This is a genomic window from Flavobacterium sp. LPB0248 (genome assembly GCF_013388355.1).
In the GTDB taxonomy this organism is placed as follows: Bacteria; Bacteroidota; Bacteroidia; order Flavobacteriales; family Flavobacteriaceae; genus Flavobacterium.
Map to the genome: position 1 here is coordinate 2,613,475 of NZ_CP058246.1, position 16,473 is coordinate 2,629,947.

Sequence of the window (16,473 nt, forward strand, 5' to 3'; positions counted from 1 at the left end):
ATTATGTTTGAAGTATATATTACAAAAGCTGCAAAATATTTGCCAAACGAAGCCGTTTCAAATGACGAAATGGAAGCCTACTTAGGCCTTATCAATGATACTGCTTCTAAAGCAAGACGCATTATTTTGCGCAATAATAAAATTACAAGCCGATATTACGCAGTTGATAAAGAAGGAAAAAGCACTCACAGCAATGCTGAATTAACCAAAAATGCCATTTTACCATTATTCGACGAAAATTTTACACCTCAAGATGTAGAAGTACTTTCATGTGGGACCTCAACTCCCGACATTTTTCTTCCTTCGCATGCTGCGATGGTACATGGTCTGCTAAAAAATAAATCGGTAGAATTAAACTCTTCAACAGGAGTTTGCTGTGCCGGAATGAACTCTCTTAAATTTGGTTTTCTTTCTATAAAATCTGGAAATTCAAAAAATGCAATCTGCACAGGATCAGAAAAAGTTTCTACCTGGCTGAATGCTCAAAAATACAATCACGAGGCCGATAATTTAAAAAGCCTTGAAGAACAACCTATTATTGCTTTCAAAAAAGATTTCTTACGTTGGATGTTATCTGACGGTGCTGGTGCTTTCTTATTAGAAAACAAACCAAGAGGACCAATTTCACTAAAAATCGAATGGATGGAAGCTTTTTCGTATGCGTACGAATTAGAAACCTGTATGTATGCAGGAGGTGATAAATTGGAAAATGGAGAAATTAAAGGCTGGAGCGATTATTCTCCAGAACAATGGCTAAACGAATCTGTTTTTTCAATAAAACAAGACGTTAAATTATTAGATGAATTTATCCTGTCTAAAGGTGCTGAAAGCATGAAAGACGCCATGGATAAAAACAATATTAAATCGGAAGATATTACGTATTTTATTCCTCACGTTTCTTCTAACTTTTTTGTTGAAGGATTGAAAAAAGGATTAAATGAAAAAGGTATCGGAATGAGCGATGACAAATGGTTCATGAATCTTTCTCGAGTTGGAAATGTTGGCTCTGCCTCTATTTACTTGGCTCTTGAAGAATTGATGAATTCAGGAAATTTGAAAAAAGGAGATAAAATTTTATTATCTGTTCCAGAAAGCGGAAGATTCTCTTTCGCATATGCCTATTTAACTGTTTGTTAATGGAAACAATGCTTTTAGAAAAAGAAATGGTCGAAAATTTACTGCCTCAAAAGTTCCCTTTTGTGATGGTAGATGCTATGCATTCTTATTCTGAAACTTCTTTGGTTTCTGGTTTAGAAATTCAGAATGATAATATTTTTGTATCAAACGATGTTTTTCTTGAAGCTGGATTAATAGAACATATGGCACAATCTGTGGCATTGCATACAGGATATCAATATTTTTTGAAAAACGAAGTTGCTCCAACAGGCTATATTGGTTCTATTAAAGAAATTGAAATTAAGAAACTTCCAAAACTTAACAATACTATTCAATCTGAAGTTACAATTCTGCAAGAATTTGCAGGAATCACTTTGGTTGATATTGTTACGACGTTAAATAATGAAGAGATTGCCAGAGGACAAATGAAAACCGTTTTGGCAAAATAAAAGCAATCGATGAAAACTAGTTCTGCTGTTGACATACAAAATTATTTACCGCACCGAGCACCGATGCTTATGGTGGATTTGATTTTGGATATAGATGCCAACTTTGTAGAAACTATCTTTTTGATAAAAGAAGACAATATTTTTGTTCAGAATACTGTTTTTATTGAAGCCGGATTAATCGAAAATACAGCACAGACTTGTTCTGCAATTGTTGGAAAAAAATACTTTTTTGACGACAACGGAATCGAAAATGAAAACGTAAATGTAATTGGATTTATCAGCGCTTTAAAAAGTGTAAAAATTCATGCATTGCCAAAAGTTGGCGATACGATCATAACCAAAGCCGATTTGGTTTCAAAATTTGTCGGAGACGATTATACTTTATGCACAATGAGCTGTAAAAGTTTACTCGAAGACCAGATACTCTTAGAATGCGAAATTAATCTGTTTATTCAGAAAACTGTTTCGGCTTCGTAATAATTCCACTTGAAAATAATAAAACTAGGTAATGGAAAAAGATCAAGTACCTCAGGATCAAAGCAACTTAACTAAGAATAATGTAAAAGAGCTTTTGTATGCAACTGATGAAAACGGCAATTATACCACAACATTAAGTACGGGCTGGGAACCTAAAACAATAGCACTTTCAAATTCTATTGATGAAATAAATGAACGTATTGCCGATGCCAAACAACAGGTTTTAAATGGCGAAGTAAGTCCGATTGTGTATTTTATGGAAGCCAATAAAATGGATCTTAACATCTTATCCAGTTATGTCGGGTTTTGGAAATGGCGTGTAAAAAGACATTTTAAGCCAAGTGTTTTTGCCAAACTAAATGATAAAATCCTGAAAAAATATGCTGATACTTTTGGAGTATCAATTGAAGAATTAAAAAACAGCATTACCAAATAAATGGAATTAACTTTCACACATCATCAGTCTGCTCATTGCGAGAATGGAGTAGCGTCAAATCTGCTAAAAAATAGCGGACTAAACATTAGCGAACCGATGGTTTTTGGTATTGGCTCTGGATTGTTTTTTGTATATCTGCCTTTTATAAAAGTAAATCATGCACCAGCAATCAGTTATAGAACTTTGCCTGGACAGATTTTCAATAAAGTGGCCAACCGATTAAATTTAAAAATAAAAAGACAAAAATTTTCTTCTATAGCAAATGCGAATAAAGCTTTAGACGAAAATTTAAAAAATAATATTCCAACCGGATTACAAGTTGGCGTATACAATTTAAGTTATTTCCCAGACGAATATCGTTTTCATTTCAACGCGCACAATTTAGTCGTTTACGGAAAAACCGAAACCGAGTATTTAGTGAGCGATCCTGTAATGGAAACCGTTACGACTTTAACTTACGAAGACATGAATAAAGTGCGTTTTGCCAAAGGAGCTTTTGCGCCTCGCGGACAAATGTACTATCCAATTCAGATTCCAAAAGATGTTGATTTAAAAAGCGCCATCATAAAAGGAATCAAAAATACATGCCGAGATATGCTGGCACCAATGCCAATTGTTGGTGTTCGCGGCATCAAAATGGTTTCTCGCCAGATTCGTAAATGGCCTAAAAAGCATGGAGTCAGAAAAGCCAATCATTACTTGGCGCAAATGGTTCGTATGCAAGAAGAAATTGGAACTGGTGGTGGTGGTTTCCGTTTTATTTATGCGGCATTTTTACAAGAGGCTTCAGTTATTTTGGGTAACGAAGAACTAAAAGCACTTTCTAAAGAAATGACAAAAATTGGAGATTCATGGCGTGATTTTGCTGTCGAAGCTTCGCGTATTTACAAAAACAGAAGCGCCAAAGAAGATGCTTACAACACTATTGCCGATGAACTTTTGGACATTGCCAATAGAGAAGAAATCTTTTTCAAAAAACTAAAAAAAGCGATCAGCTAAAACACTATTTTGCAGTCTATCATTCAAATAGAATCCCTTTCGAAAAAGTACAAAAATGCAGAAATGTATTCTTTGAACAATGTTTCGCTAAATATAAATGAAGGCCAAATTTTTGGTTTGCTTGGCCCAAACGGCGCTGGAAAAACCACTTTAATTTCCATGCTTTGCGGATTGGTAAAACCAACTTCAGGACATTTTACAATTGATGGTTTAGACTATCAGCATCATGCTTCAAAAATTAAAAAAATTATAGGCGTTGTTCCTCAAGAATATGCTTTGTATCCAACTTTGACGGCAAGAGAAAATCTGCTTTATTTTGGAAGCATGTACGGTTTAAAAGGTTCTGATTTAAAAGATAAAGTAATCGAAACGCTTGATCTTTTAGGCTTATTGAAATTTGCCGATAAACAAGTTCAGACTTTCTCAGGCGGAATGAAACGCCGTGTCAACCTGATTGCTGGAATTCTTCATAATCCGAAAGTTTTGTTTTTGGATGAGCCAACAGTTGGTGTCGATGTGCATTCTAAAACTGCCATTATCGATTATTTGAAAGTGTTGAACCAAAACGGAACAACTATTATTTATACTTCGCATCATTTGGCTGAAGCCGAAGATTTCTGTTCGCAAATTGCTATTTTAGATCAAGGACAGATTTACGCACAAGCAACTCCGTCAGCATTAATTGAATCTACAAAAGATGCTCGAAATCTCGAAGATGTTTTTATTTCATTAACCGGTAAAGCATTGAGAGATGATATATAAAATTTGGATGTCGGTAGTAAAAGAATTCCTTTTGCTAAAAAGAGATTTAGGCGGATTGATCATTTTATTTATCATGCCTTTGGTTTTGGTAATTGCCGTAACCTTAATTCAAGACAGCACTTTTAAAGCCGTAACCGATTCTAAACTTCAGATTCTTTTGGTCGATAAAGACCACGGATCTGTTTCTAAAACCGTTTTTGAAAATTTAGAAAAAAGCAAATATTTTACTGTTGTAACCCAACTTGACAATAAACCGATTACCGAAGAAATTGCCAAAGAAAATGTCTACAAAGGAAAATTTCAATTAGCGATTGTAATTCCAGAAAACCTAAGTTCTGATTTGCAAGAAAAAGTAAATCAGAATGTAGAGAAAATTGTGAGCAATTTAGGTTTGACCGATAGTACAACGGCTGCCGAACCTCAGCGCGTTATTAAAGAAAAAGAAGTAAAACTGTATTTTGATCCAGCGGTTCAGATGAGTTTCAAAAATGCCGTGATGAGTTCGATCGACAAAATGATTTCGCAGATTGAAACCAAATCGATTTACAGTACTTTTCAAAAACAATTAGGAGAAGAAACCATCGATTTTGAACAAAAGAACTTTATTACTTTCAAAGAAATAATTCCGAGAATCAACAACAAAGAAGTTCGTCCAAATTCGGTTCAGCATAACGTTCCGGCGTGGACACTTTTTGCAATCTTTTTTATTGTCATTCCGTTATCTATTAATATAGTAAAAGAAAAATCACAGGGAACTTTTGTTCGATTAAGAACCAATCCAGTTTCTAATTTAGTGGTGATTATTGGAAAAACCATCACCTACTCGATCATTTGCATGATTCAGTTTTATATGATGGTTGCCGTTGCTGTATTCCTATTTCCATCAATCGGATTGCCTTCTTTAAATATCGAAGGTCATTTTGCATTGACAAGTGTTGTAGCATTATTTTCAGGTTTTGCAGCAATCGGGTTCGGAATTTTATTAGGAACTGTAGCTAGCACACAAGAACAATCTGCTCCTTTTGGCGCGACAAGTGTGATCATTTTAGCGGCAATTGGTGGTGTTTGGGTTCCTGTTTTTGCTATGCCAAAAATCATGCAATATATCGCAAAATCATCTCCAATGAACTGGGGATTAGAAGCTTTTTACGATGTATTGCTTCGAAACGTTTCTTTCGTTGAAATCATACCAAGAATAAGTTTGTTATTTTTGTTTTTCATTATTACCACTTCCATCGCATTATTTTATGATAAAAAGAAAAGAGCAGTTTAAAGAAGCTACAGATCTTACCGTTTCCCACGAAATCAGGATTCGTTTTAACGAAACAGATCCGCTTGGAATTGTTTGGCACGGCAATTATATCACGTATTTTGAAGATGGACGTGAAGCTTTTGGTCGCCAACACGGACTCACTTATCTGGATATTGCCAAAACGGGCTATACAACGCCAATTGTAAAATCGACTTGCGAACATAAATTGTCTTTGCGTTATGGTGATGTGGTAACAATAGAAACAACAGTTGTAGACACTCCAGCAGCCAAAATGATTTACCGTTTTAAAATTATTGATGACAAAGGAGAAATAGCCTGTACAGGCGAAACCACTCAGGTTTTTTTAGATGCAGCAGGAAATTTAATGCTGACCAATCCGCCTTTTTATGAGGAATGGAAACGAAAAGTTGGATTGTTGAAGTAGCCACGAATTTCACAAATTTTCACGAATTAAAAATTGTAAAATCGGAATCTGCTTAATCTGCCAAATCTGCGAGCAAAAATTTTACGAAATTAAAATCATAAAATGTCAAGAGAAATATACATCACCGAAACAAATTGCATCACACCTTTAGGTTTTGATGTTGAATCTAATATCAGCGCCATTCTTCGTGGTGATTCTGGAATCCAACTTCATAACGATGTTTCTTTGATGCCGAATCCTTTTTATGCTTCGATTATTTCTAATGAAAAAATAAACAGTGCTTTTTCAAAAATCAGCACTGAGACAAAATATTCTCGTTTAGAGAAAATGATGATTTTGGCTTTGGAGCCGATTATCAAAAATTCAAATGTAGAATTAAATTCAAAAACTGCTTTTATACTTTCTACCACAAAAGGAAATGTAACTGCTTTGGCAAATGATTCTGGCGACAATTTCAACAACGCACATTTAGATGTTTTGGCTAAAAACGTTGCCAATTTCTTCAAGTTTCAAACACAACCCATTGTAGTTTCAAATGCCTGCGTTTCTGGAATTTTAGCTGTTTCTGTTGCTAAAAGAATGATTCAATCTGAACTTTATGACAACGTTTTTGTGGTGGCTGGAGATGAAGTTTCAGAATTTGTTTTGTCTGGTTTTAATGCATTTCAAGCTATGAGCGAGCAGCCTTGCAAACCATATTCTAAAAACAGAACTGGAGTAAGTTTAGGCGAAGCGACAGCGGCTGTTTTAGTTTCGGCGGAAGCCAAAAATGCTAAAATAAAAGTTATTGGCGACAGTTCGATAAACGATGCCAATCATATTTCTGGACCTTCAAGAACAGGTGAAGGTTTGTTTAGAAGTATTCAGAATGCTTTGAAAGAAGCGCAAATTGAGGCAAACAAATTAGATTATATTTCAGCACACGGAACCGCAACTCCTTATAATGACGAAATGGAAGCGATTGCTCTAACTCGTTTAGATTTACAAAATGTTCCCGTAAATAGTCTAAAAGGTTTTTACGGTCATACACTTGGCGCTTCAGGATTATTGGAAACGGTAATTGCAATAGAATCTGCCAACCAAAATAAACTTTTTGAATCGAAAGGTTTTGATGAAATTGGAGTTAGTGAGGCTATCAATGTGATTGAGAAAAATGGAGAAAAGAAGATTGATTATTTCTTGAAAACGGCTTCTGGTTTTGGAGGTTGTAATACGGCTGTGGTTTTTGAAAAGATAAAATGAGAAGTTTAAGAAACTTAAATATTGAAAAAAGTCTAATCAAAAGTAAACTAGTTTATTCTGAAAGCTGGTCTGATAAATTTGATACCATACTTCTTTTGATGCTTTTTAGTTTTTTATTTTTTTGTCCTTTTTTAGTTTATTTCGATCCATATCGAGATTATTCACAAACGGGAACTGAATATTATTTGCTCTTTTTTATAAGTCTTTTTTTTGCTTATGCAATTTATCGAAAAGCAACTGAAAAACATCTTACGAAAATTGTAAGCAAATATGGCGCTGAAAGAAATAGAGCAATTATTAATGAATATTGCAATAAATCAGGATGCAAAAGAGCTACAAATTCAAAAGAATTAATCATTTATAACAAATATCCAGATGGTCTGGCACTTAATTCTGTATATCTTTCAAGCAGAATATTTATTCTAGACAAGAATAACATCTATATGACAATAATTAAAAAAGGTCGTAAAACCAATTTTCCTGTTCTTGTTTCGCAATTACTTTTAAAGGCGGACATTAAAAAACTGTGTTCTTAAAAAAAAATGACTCAAAACAAAACCTACATACAATCCTACATCACCATCCAAAACAACGAAATTGTTTTGAACGGAACTTCTGTATTCAAAATTGAACCAACTGATTTTGCTGATTTTTCTAAACAAGCGTATCGTAATTTTGAAATGCAATATCCAAAGTTTTTCAAAATGGATGCTTTGAGCAAACTGGCTTTTTTAGGATCAGAATTGCTTTTGAGTCCGATAACCTCAACGGAGCAGGAAAATAATATTGCTTTGGTTTTGGCCAATAAATCGTCTAGTTTAGATACCGATGTAAAATATCAGGAATCTATTTCAGATAAAGAAAACTATTATCCGAGTCCGGCGGTCTTTGTTTATACGCTGCCAAATATTTGTTTGGGCGAAATAAGTATCCGTCATCAGCTGAAAAGTGAAAATTCTTTCTTTATATTTGACACCTTTAACACCGAATTTATGTCGAATTATTCGAATATTCTTCTGAATACGAATAAAGCAGATATGGTTTTGTGCGGTTGGGTAGAATATTTTAACGACAATTATAAAGCTTTTTTATGTACAATTAGTACAGAAGAAAATGCAAAATATACAAACGAGACTATCAATACATTATATAATAAATAATCATGGAAGCATTAAAAGAAGAATTAAAAAATAAAATCATAACAACTTTAAACCTTGAAGATATTGCAGTAGAAGATATTGCTGATAACGATCCTTTGTTTGGAGACGGTTTAGGTTTAGACTCGATTGATGCACTTGAATTGATCGTGATTTTAGATAAAGATTACGGAATTAAATTAGTAGATCCGAAAGAAGGAAAATCTATTTTCCAGTCTATCGAAACTATGGCAGCGTATATCAGCGCGAACAGAACGAAGTAAGACTGCTTAGACTGGCTTAGATTTTTAGACTTCTTAGACAAGAATTAAAAAGTCCAACAATCTAAGAAGTCTGGAATCTAAGCAAGTCTAAAATTCTAACAATCTAAGAAGTCTAAAAATGAAAGGTGTTGCAATAACGGGAATGGGAATTATCTCTGCGATTGGTAATTCGGTTGAGGAAAACTACATTTCCTTGATTGAAAACAAAATCGGTGTTTCTCGTATTCAAAATATTTCGACTGTTCATGCAGATGTTATCAAAGTTGGCGAAATCAAAAAAACCAACGAAGATCTTGTTGATGAACTGAAATTAAATGAGGATAATAATTTCTCGAGAACCGCTATGATTGGCACTTTGGCAGCAAAACAAGCTGTTGAAAATGCTGGCATTACCAATATAAATGAATTTAGAACGGGACTTATTTCGGCTACAAGCGTGGGCGGAATGGACATGACGGAAAGACATTATTACGATTATTTCGAAAAACCAGAATTGACCAAGTACATTACTTGCCACGATGGCGGCGATGTTGCCGAAAAAATTGCTGAAGAATTAGGTTTAAAAGGAATGGTAACAACGATAAGTACTGCTTGTTCGTCTGCAGCCAATTCGATTATGTTGGGTGCAAGATTGATCAAAACGGGAAAATTAGATCGTGTAATTGTGGGCGGAGCCGATGCTTTGGCAAAATTCACCATCAACGGATTTAAGACTTTGATGATTTTATCTGACGATTACAACAAACCTTTTGACAATACCAGAAAAGGATTAAATCTCGGAGAAGCTGCCGCTTTTTTAGTTTTAGAATCGGATGAAATTGTAGCAAAACAAAACAAAAAAGTATTGGCAAGAGTCTCGGGTTACGGAAATGCCAACGACGCTTTTCATCAAACTGCTTCTTCAGAAAATGGAGACGGTGCTTATTTGGCCATGAAAAAAGCGTTTGAAGTTTCGGGTTTAAAACCTTCTGAAATTGATTACATCAACGTGCATGGAACTGCAACGCCAAACAACGATTTGTCTGAAGGAAGAGCTTTACTTCGAATTTATGAAAACGAAAAAGTTCCAGATTTCAGTTCTACAAAACCTTTTACAGGACATACTTTAGCGGCTGCAGCTGCGATTGAAGCCGTTTACAGTGTTTTGGCAATTCAGAATAATGTGGTTTACCCCAATTTGAATTTTGAAGTTCCGATGGAAGAATTTGATTTGAAACCACAGACAACTTTAAAGAATAAAACTATCGAGCACGTTTTATCCAACTCTTTTGGTTTTGGCGGAAACTGTTCAACCCTTATATTTTCAAAAAGCTAATGACGAAGACATATATAAATGGAGTAGGCTGTATTTCGACTCAAAAAACATTTGATACTGTTTTTTTGGAAGAAGCTGTTGTAAATCATGAAGAAAATGTACTGGCAATTGTTCCGCCAGTATACAAAGAATATATTTCGCCTGCTGCCAGCCGAAGAATGGCAAAAGGTGTAAAAAACGGAATCGTAGCTTCGGCTTTGGCTATGAAAGATGCCAATATTGAAAAAGTCGATGCCATTATCACTGGAACTGGTTTAGGCTGTATTGAAGATTCTGAAAAATTCCTGAAAAGTATTTTAGATAATAACGAAGAGTTTTTAACTCCGACTTCCTTCATTCAATCTACTCACAATACCGTTGGAGCGCAAATTGCACTTTTACAGCAATGTAAAGGTTATAATTTTACCTACGTGAATGGTGCTGTTTCTTTTGAATCGGCTCTTATTGATGCTAAAATGCAGATTGAAGAAGCTGAAGCCAATTCAATTTTAGTGGGTGGTGTTGACGAAAATGGCGATTATACTACTTCGCTTTTTAAACTAAACGGTCGTATTAAAGCAGACAATTCTGCTCCATACGATGTTCTAAATTCTTCAACAAGTGGAGCTGTTTATGGTGAAGGCGCTAGTTTTTTTGTTTTAGAAAACGAAAGAAAAGAAAACACTTATGCCGAACTTCTAGATGTTTCTATTGTAAATACTCTGGAAGAAAATGAAGTTGAAGCAGCAATTATTTCGTTCTTAAAATCAAATAATTTAGAAATTTCAGATGTTGACGCGCTTGTTTTAGGTTTTGACGGAAATGTCGATTTTGAGAATTATTATAGAAATCTTGCTGAAAATGCATTTGCTCAAACTCCTGTTTTATATTACAAACATTTGAGCGGAGAATACGATACAGCTTCGGCTTTTGCTTTTTGGATGGCGGCTAAAATTTTGAAAACTCAGGAAATTCCTGAAATCGTAAAAGTAAATGCTGTCGAAAAATCAAACTACAAAACGATTTTATTATACAACCAATTAAACGGAAAAAACCATAGTTTTACGTTGCTGTCAAAATGATAACGCACAAAAACATATCGCTGTTTTTTATCTTTTTATTGCTTTTATTGTTTCTCCTGAATCTATATAATGCAATTCATTTTCTGTGGTTTGTGGTTATAATTTTAGTTTGGATTGGAATAAATGCTTTTGGTTCTGCACGAATTTCTTCTAATTATCATGTAAAAGCATTTTGCAGTAATCCGTTAGAAACAGAAAAAAAAATCGCGCTTACTTTTGATGATGGTCCAAGTATTTACACTTTAGAAGTTTTAGAACTTTTAAAAAAATACAATGCAAAAGCAACTTTTTTCTGTATTGGTAAAAACATTGAAACGCATCCCCAAATTCTCCAAAAAGTGATTGATGAAGGGCACTTGGTTGGAAATCATTCCTATTCTCATTCTAAGTTTTTTGATTTTTATAATGCTAAAAAAATAACCGAGGAAATTCAGAAAACAGATGCGCTTCTAGAAAAACTCACTTCCAAAAAGATCAACTTTTTTCGTCCGCCTTATGGAGTTACGACGCCATCAATCAGAAGAGCTTTAAAAGTAACCGGACATAAAACAATTGGTTGGAATATTCGTTCGCTTGACGGAGGAACCCAAAATCAGGAATTAATTTTCAATCGACTCATTAAGCATATTTCTCCCGGCGGAATTGTACTTTTGCATGATACAGCAGAACATTCTGTTTTGGTACTGGAACAGTTTTTGCAATTTTTACAGCAAAATAATTATGAAGTGATTTCTGTTGAAGAATTACTGAAACTTAATGCTTATGAAATTGGACGCGGATAAGACAGATTCGCTTTCGCGAAAGCGCAGATAAAAACGGATTATTATTAAATCAAAAATTCGTGATTTTTCATGTAATTCGTGGCAAAAACATTAAGCACAATATTATAAAATATGAAAACTAAAATAGCACTACTCATTCTATTTATTTCAGGCAATTTGTTCGCACAAGAACAAAAAATGACCGATGCCGAAATTGCTTCTTTTAAACAAGATGTAAATGTGGTAGCCAAAAAAATCAAAACACTTAGTACAGATTTTATTCAATACAAACATTTGGATTTTCTTTCGAAAGACATTGAAACTTCAGGAAAAATGGTTTTTAAAGAACCAGCTTTGCTTCAATGGCAATATAAAAAACCGTACAATTACAGCATCACTTTCAAAAACGGAAAAATCCTGATTAACGACGAAGGAAAGAAAAGCGCCGTTGATATTGGAAACAGTAAAATCTTTGCCCGAATTAATAAATTGATTGTGGGAAGTGTGAGCGGCAATATGTTTGATGATAAAGAATTTACGATTTCGTATTTTAAATTGAAAGGTCAGAATCTGGCAAAATTTGTTCCGAAAGATGCGACGCTGAAAAAATACATCAAACAAATCGAACTGACTTTTGATAAAGAAGAAGCAACAGTTGTTCAGGTAAAATTGTTAGAATCATCTGAAGATTATACTCGAATTGTACTTAAAAATAAAGTAATCAATGCAAAAATCGACGATTCAGTTTTTACTAATTAATTGCTTTCTGGCAATTGTTTTAATTTCTTGTGGCTCGGTCACAAAAAATTATACGCCTAAAAAATTAGACAAAACGTCTTATACCGTTCCGTATTTTTCAGACTCAAAAACCGATTATGTTTATAAAACCAACATCAGTGTTTACGGAAATGAATTGTCTGGAATTTTCATTGCCAAGAAAATAAATGACACTACGCATCGAATAGTTTTTACAACGGAATTCGGAAATAAATTAATGGATTTTGAAATCTCAGATACCGATTTTAAAGTCAATTCTATTGTATCAGAATTAGATCGAAAAATTTTGATCAATACTTTAAAAGAAGATTTTCGATTGCTTTTAAAGAAAGAATATTTGATTCAAGAGCAATTCGAAAATGAATCGGCAGACATATATAAATCGGCAGATGGCAAGCGTGACAATTATATTTTCATCTCCAAAAAAGATCAGAAATTAGAAAAGATCGTTCATGCTTCTCAAACAAAAGAAAAATTTACACTGCTTTTCAGTTCAGAAAACAATATTTTTGCCGAAAAGATTCAGATAATTCATCAGAATATTAAACTGAAAATTGAGCTGAATTATTTCAAATCAGAATAAAAACTTAAACTAATCCTAAACTTAAACCAAGCCCAAAATGAGAAAATTTGTTTTAATTGCATTTGTTTTATTAATCGGAATGCAAACAGAAGCGCAAGTAAAAGTTAGTCCAGGACTAAGAGGTGGTTTGAATGTATCAACATTAACGAATATTGATGACAATAGTTCTAAAACAGATTTCTATGTTGGTGGATTGGTAAATATTAAATTCAATAAATTTTTCTCGGTTCAACCAGAGATAAATTATTCAAGACAAGGTGATGAAGGAAGATATTTTGAAAACGGCCGTTATTATTCTGAAAAGTATGAGTTGAATTATATAACACTGGGAGCAGTTGCAAAATTTAACTTTGGCGGTGGAGGTTTTCATCTATTGGCAGGCCCTTCTCTAGATTTAAAAGTTAGTGATAATTATGTAAATACGAATCCCGAAGATTTTGATCTTTCATTTGTTGGAGGTGTTGGTTATACTTTGCCAAATGGTCTAACTTTTGAAGCTCGACTTAAACAAGGATTAATTGATATTTATGGTTATAATGGATATGATTATGACAATAATGGATATTACTATAATGATGTAATCTTAAATCAAGTTTTCCAAATCGGAATTAGTTATACATTTAAAACAAAATAAAAATGAATAAAAGAATATTCTTCTTTATTGCTGTTTTTTTCTTGGTTTTAAATATACAAGCCCAAGTAAGTGTAAAGCCTGGATTAAGAGCCGGATTTAGTTTTTCGACTATTTCTGAAATGCACGCCGATTATAAAACTGATTTTTATGCTGGTGGTTTTACAGAAATTAAAATAACCAAAGTTTACGCCCTTCAACCAGAGATTAATTACAGCAGACAAGGTTCTAATAATGTAGCTCGAAATTATTTTGATGAAAATACACAAACCAATAAAGTAGAACATTTAGATCTTGATATAAATTATTTGTCTCTTTCTGTGATGAATAAATTTACTTTGCCAGTAGGAATTCAATTTCAAGCAGGACCAACATTAGATATTTTATTGAATGATAATCTTGCTGTAAGAAAAGCACAAAATGATCTTGGTTTGGTTTTAGGAGTTGCCTATGCCCTGCCTTCTGGTTTGACATTTGAAGCGCGATTCAAAAAAGGATTGCTTGATATTTTAAGCAGTGATTATTATCAAAATGACTCCAATAATTATTATTTATTTGGAGATTATAACACGAATATTAATTTTCAATTAGGGGTTTCCTATTCATTTGGAAAATAAAAAATATGATTTTACAAGATTTTTATAAAATACTATCAGAAGAAAAAGTATCTGATTCGAAATATACGATTACAATTTTAGTCAACGAAAAACATGAGGTTTTTAAAGGGCATTTCCCTGGAAATCCTATTATGCCCGGTGTTTGCATGATTCAGATTATCAAAGAACTTACAGAATCGATTACCAAAAGTTCGCTGATGATTCAGTCTTTGGCAAATGTAAAATTCATGGCGCTGATTAATCCGGAGGTTACTCCAGAATTACGATTGGAACTGGATGTTACCACAACGGAAGACGATTTAGTAAAAGTGAAAAACACGACTTACTTTAACGACACAACTGCTCTTAAATTGAGCACGGTGTACAAAAAAATATAATTATGAAACTGTTACTGACATTACTTTTATGGGTGAATTTTGCTGGAACGCCAGATTTGGCTTCAATCCGAAAAATGTATTCTGATGTAGCAAAATCAGAAAGCAATGCCAAAGAGTTTGTAGCCAAACTTGCAGGTGTTTCAAGCAATGATGATAAAATTTTAGTGGCTTACAAAGCGGCTTCTATTTTATTGGATTCTAAATTTGAAAAAAAATTAAGCCAGAAAATGGATCGTTTCAAAGAAGGTGCAAAATTACTTGAGGCAACAATAAAAAGTGATCCGAGTAATATAGAAATGCGAATGATCCGATTGAGTGTTCAGGAAGATGTTCCAGGTATTACTGGCTACAAGAAAAATATTAAAGAAGATAAAAAATTCATAACGACGTATTATGCTTCGCAAAGCGCGGCTTTGAAAGATTATCTTAAAGACTTTGTTTTACAATCTAAAAGTTTCTCCGAAAAAGAGAAGCAATTTGTAAAGTAAGCTCAAAAAACTCCCCATGAAATCACAGCAAGAATTACTCAGTTCGACTAACTTTTGCGTTATTGTACCCACTTACAATAACCAAAAAACACTGAAAAAAGTACTGGATTCTATTATAGATTTCACCACAAATATCATTGTTGTTAATGACGGTTCAACCGATTCTACCAGCGAAATTCTAAAATCATATTCGCAACTGACTCAAATTCAACATCCTAAAAATTTAGGAAAGGGACGAGCGCTGAGAAACGGATTTAGAAAAGCATTGGAATTGGATTTTGAATATGCCATTACAATCGATTCTGACGGACAGCATTTTGCTGCAGATATTCCTGTTTTTTTGGAGGCAATTCAAAACGAGCCAAACACTCTTTTGATTGGAAGCCGAAATATGACGCAAGAAAATGTTCCGAAGAAAAGTAGTTTCGGAAACAAGTTTTCTAATTTTTGGTTCAAGTTTGAAACTGGAATTAAACTAGACGACACACAATCTGGATTTAGATTGTATCCGCTTCGATTGCTTCCAAAACGTTTTTATACCAATAAATTTGAATTTGAAATCGAAGTTATCGTGCGTGCTGCGTGGAAAGGAATTGTTGTAAAAAATATTCCGATTCAGGTTTTGTATGATCCTGCCGAAAGAGTTTCGCATTTTCGTCCGTTTCAAGATTTTACCCGAATCAGTATTTTAAATACGGTTTTGGTCACCAATGCTTTGCTATATATAAAGCCAAGAGATTTTTTTAGAAGAGCTAAAAAAAAAGGGTTTAAAAAATTCTTTTTAGAAGATATTTTAGAAAGCAACGATTCTAATTTTAAAAAATCGGCCGCAATTGCTTTAGGTATTTTTATCGGACTTTCACCTTTTTGGGGATTTCAGACTATATTGCTTTTTACCTTTGCTGCCTTGTTCAGACTCAACAAAGTCATTGCTTACCTTACTTCAAACGTAAGTTTTCCGCCTTTTATTCCGTTTATTATTTATGCTTCGCTTCAAGTTGGAAGTATTTTTGTAACCAGCGATGCGCCGTTGGTTTTGGATAGTTCGATTACGCTCGATGATATTCAAAAAAATGCTACGCAATATATCGTAGGAAGTCTTATTTTAGCAACCGTTTCAGCGCTATCAGTTGGTCTTATAAGTTATTTGCTTTTAACGGCTTTTAGTTCTAAAAACAAACCGAATATTTAAGTTAAGTTTGCCACAGATTAAAAGGATTAAAATGATTTTTATATCCAGTTTGTCAGGCTGAGCGAAGTCGAAG

At 33.7% G+C, this 16,473-nt stretch carries 22 protein-coding genes; all 22 read left to right on the forward strand.

Annotated features, from left to right (window positions below; all coding sequences use genetic code 11):
• Positions 1 to 3: 3 nt before the first annotated feature.
• The 22 genes from LPB248_RS10860 (at position 4) to LPB248_RS10965 (ending at position 16,400) form a co-directional block, all read left to right on the forward strand.
• Complete coding sequence (locus tag LPB248_RS10860) at positions 4 to 1,137, forward strand: beta-ketoacyl-ACP synthase III (RefSeq protein WP_177211451.1); 1,134 nt, start codon at positions 4 to 6, stop codon at positions 1,135 to 1,137.
• Entirely contained in the window at positions 1,137 to 1,565 is a 429-nt protein-coding gene (locus LPB248_RS10865; RefSeq protein WP_177211452.1) for a hypothetical protein, read from the forward strand. Before LPB248_RS10860 ends, LPB248_RS10865 begins: the two co-directional genes overlap by 1 nt.
• 9 nt (positions 1,566 to 1,574) lie before the next feature.
• Positions 1,575 to 2,042 (forward strand): ABC transporter permease, encoded by a 468-nt coding sequence (locus LPB248_RS10870; protein WP_177211453.1) that lies wholly within the window; start codon positions 1,575 to 1,577, stop codon positions 2,040 to 2,042.
• 31 nt (positions 2,043 to 2,073) lie between these two features.
• Positions 2,074 to 2,478: a hypothetical protein gene (locus LPB248_RS10875; protein WP_111423013.1), complete on the forward strand. Its 405-nt coding sequence runs from the start codon at positions 2,074 to 2,076 to the stop codon at positions 2,476 to 2,478.
• Complete coding sequence (locus LPB248_RS10880) at positions 2,479 to 3,477, forward strand: BtrH N-terminal domain-containing protein (RefSeq protein WP_177211454.1); 999 nt, start codon at positions 2,479 to 2,481, stop codon at positions 3,475 to 3,477. It abuts the gene before it with no gap.
• 63 nt (positions 3,478 to 3,540) lie between these two features.
• Positions 3,541 to 4,239 (forward strand): ABC transporter ATP-binding protein, encoded by a 699-nt coding sequence (locus LPB248_RS10885; protein WP_008465897.1) that lies wholly within the window; start codon positions 3,541 to 3,543, stop codon positions 4,237 to 4,239.
• Positions 4,229 to 5,512, forward strand: a complete 1,284-nt coding sequence (locus tag LPB248_RS10890; protein ID WP_177211455.1) for an ABC transporter permease — start codon at positions 4,229 to 4,231, stop codon at positions 5,510 to 5,512. The genes LPB248_RS10885 and LPB248_RS10890 overlap by 11 nt, the downstream gene beginning before the upstream one ends.
• Positions 5,487 to 5,936 (forward strand): acyl-CoA thioesterase, encoded by a 450-nt coding sequence (locus tag LPB248_RS10895; protein WP_177211456.1) that lies wholly within the window; start codon positions 5,487 to 5,489, stop codon positions 5,934 to 5,936. The genes LPB248_RS10890 and LPB248_RS10895 overlap by 26 nt, the downstream gene beginning before the upstream one ends.
• 102 nt (positions 5,937 to 6,038) lie before the next feature.
• Complete coding sequence (locus LPB248_RS10900) at positions 6,039 to 7,178, forward strand: beta-ketoacyl-[acyl-carrier-protein] synthase family protein (RefSeq protein ID WP_177211457.1); 1,140 nt, start codon at positions 6,039 to 6,041, stop codon at positions 7,176 to 7,178.
• Positions 7,175 to 7,714, forward strand: a complete 540-nt coding sequence (locus tag LPB248_RS10905; protein WP_177211458.1) for a hypothetical protein — start codon at positions 7,175 to 7,177, stop codon at positions 7,712 to 7,714. The genes LPB248_RS10900 and LPB248_RS10905 overlap by 4 nt, the downstream gene beginning before the upstream one ends.
• A 6-nt stretch (positions 7,715 to 7,720) precedes the next feature.
• Complete coding sequence (locus LPB248_RS10910; protein WP_177211459.1) at positions 7,721 to 8,338, forward strand: 3-oxoacyl-ACP synthase; 618 nt, start codon at positions 7,721 to 7,723, stop codon at positions 8,336 to 8,338.
• Between the two features lie 2 nt (positions 8,339 to 8,340).
• A complete protein-coding gene (locus tag LPB248_RS10915) occupies positions 8,341 to 8,598 on the forward strand; it encodes a phosphopantetheine-binding protein (protein WP_111378796.1) in 258 nt (85 codons plus the stop codon).
• Between the two features lie 118 nt (positions 8,599 to 8,716).
• Entirely contained in the window at positions 8,717 to 9,913 is a 1,197-nt protein-coding gene (locus LPB248_RS10920; protein WP_177211460.1) for a beta-ketoacyl-[acyl-carrier-protein] synthase family protein, read from the forward strand.
• Complete coding sequence (locus LPB248_RS10925; protein WP_177211461.1) at positions 9,913 to 10,974, forward strand: beta-ketoacyl synthase N-terminal-like domain-containing protein; 1,062 nt, start codon at positions 9,913 to 9,915, stop codon at positions 10,972 to 10,974. The genes LPB248_RS10920 and LPB248_RS10925 overlap by 1 nt, the downstream gene beginning before the upstream one ends.
• A 92-nt stretch (positions 10,975 to 11,066) precedes the next feature.
• On the forward strand, positions 11,067 to 11,756 hold the full coding sequence (locus tag LPB248_RS10930) for a polysaccharide deacetylase family protein (protein ID WP_255462921.1): 690 nt from the start codon (positions 11,067 to 11,069) through the stop codon (positions 11,754 to 11,756).
• Between the two features lie 111 nt (positions 11,757 to 11,867).
• Entirely contained in the window at positions 11,868 to 12,494 is a 627-nt protein-coding gene (locus LPB248_RS10935) for an outer membrane lipoprotein carrier protein LolA (protein WP_177211463.1), read from the forward strand.
• The gene (locus LPB248_RS10940; RefSeq protein WP_177211464.1) at positions 12,460 to 13,095 is read left to right on the forward strand and encodes a hypothetical protein; all 636 of its coding nucleotides are present in this window, start codon (positions 12,460 to 12,462) and stop codon (positions 13,093 to 13,095) included. Before LPB248_RS10935 ends, LPB248_RS10940 begins: the two co-directional genes overlap by 35 nt.
• Before the next feature lie 37 nt (positions 13,096 to 13,132).
• Positions 13,133 to 13,729, forward strand: a complete 597-nt coding sequence (locus LPB248_RS10945) for a porin family protein (RefSeq protein ID WP_177211465.1) — start codon at positions 13,133 to 13,135, stop codon at positions 13,727 to 13,729.
• 2 nt (positions 13,730 to 13,731) lie between these two features.
• The gene (locus tag LPB248_RS10950) at positions 13,732 to 14,343 is read left to right on the forward strand and encodes an outer membrane beta-barrel protein (RefSeq protein ID WP_177211466.1); all 612 of its coding nucleotides are present in this window, start codon (positions 13,732 to 13,734) and stop codon (positions 14,341 to 14,343) included.
• 5 nt (positions 14,344 to 14,348) lie between these two features.
• Complete coding sequence (locus LPB248_RS10955) at positions 14,349 to 14,720, forward strand: 3-hydroxyacyl-ACP dehydratase (protein WP_177211467.1); 372 nt, start codon at positions 14,349 to 14,351, stop codon at positions 14,718 to 14,720.
• A gap of 2 nt (positions 14,721 to 14,722) precedes the next feature.
• Positions 14,723 to 15,208: a hypothetical protein gene (locus LPB248_RS10960; protein WP_177211468.1), complete on the forward strand. Its 486-nt coding sequence runs from the start codon at positions 14,723 to 14,725 to the stop codon at positions 15,206 to 15,208.
• Between the two features lie 16 nt (positions 15,209 to 15,224).
• Positions 15,225 to 16,400: a DUF2062 domain-containing protein gene (locus LPB248_RS10965; protein ID WP_177211469.1), complete on the forward strand. Its 1,176-nt coding sequence runs from the start codon at positions 15,225 to 15,227 to the stop codon at positions 16,398 to 16,400.
• Positions 16,401 to 16,473: the final 73 nt, after the last annotated feature.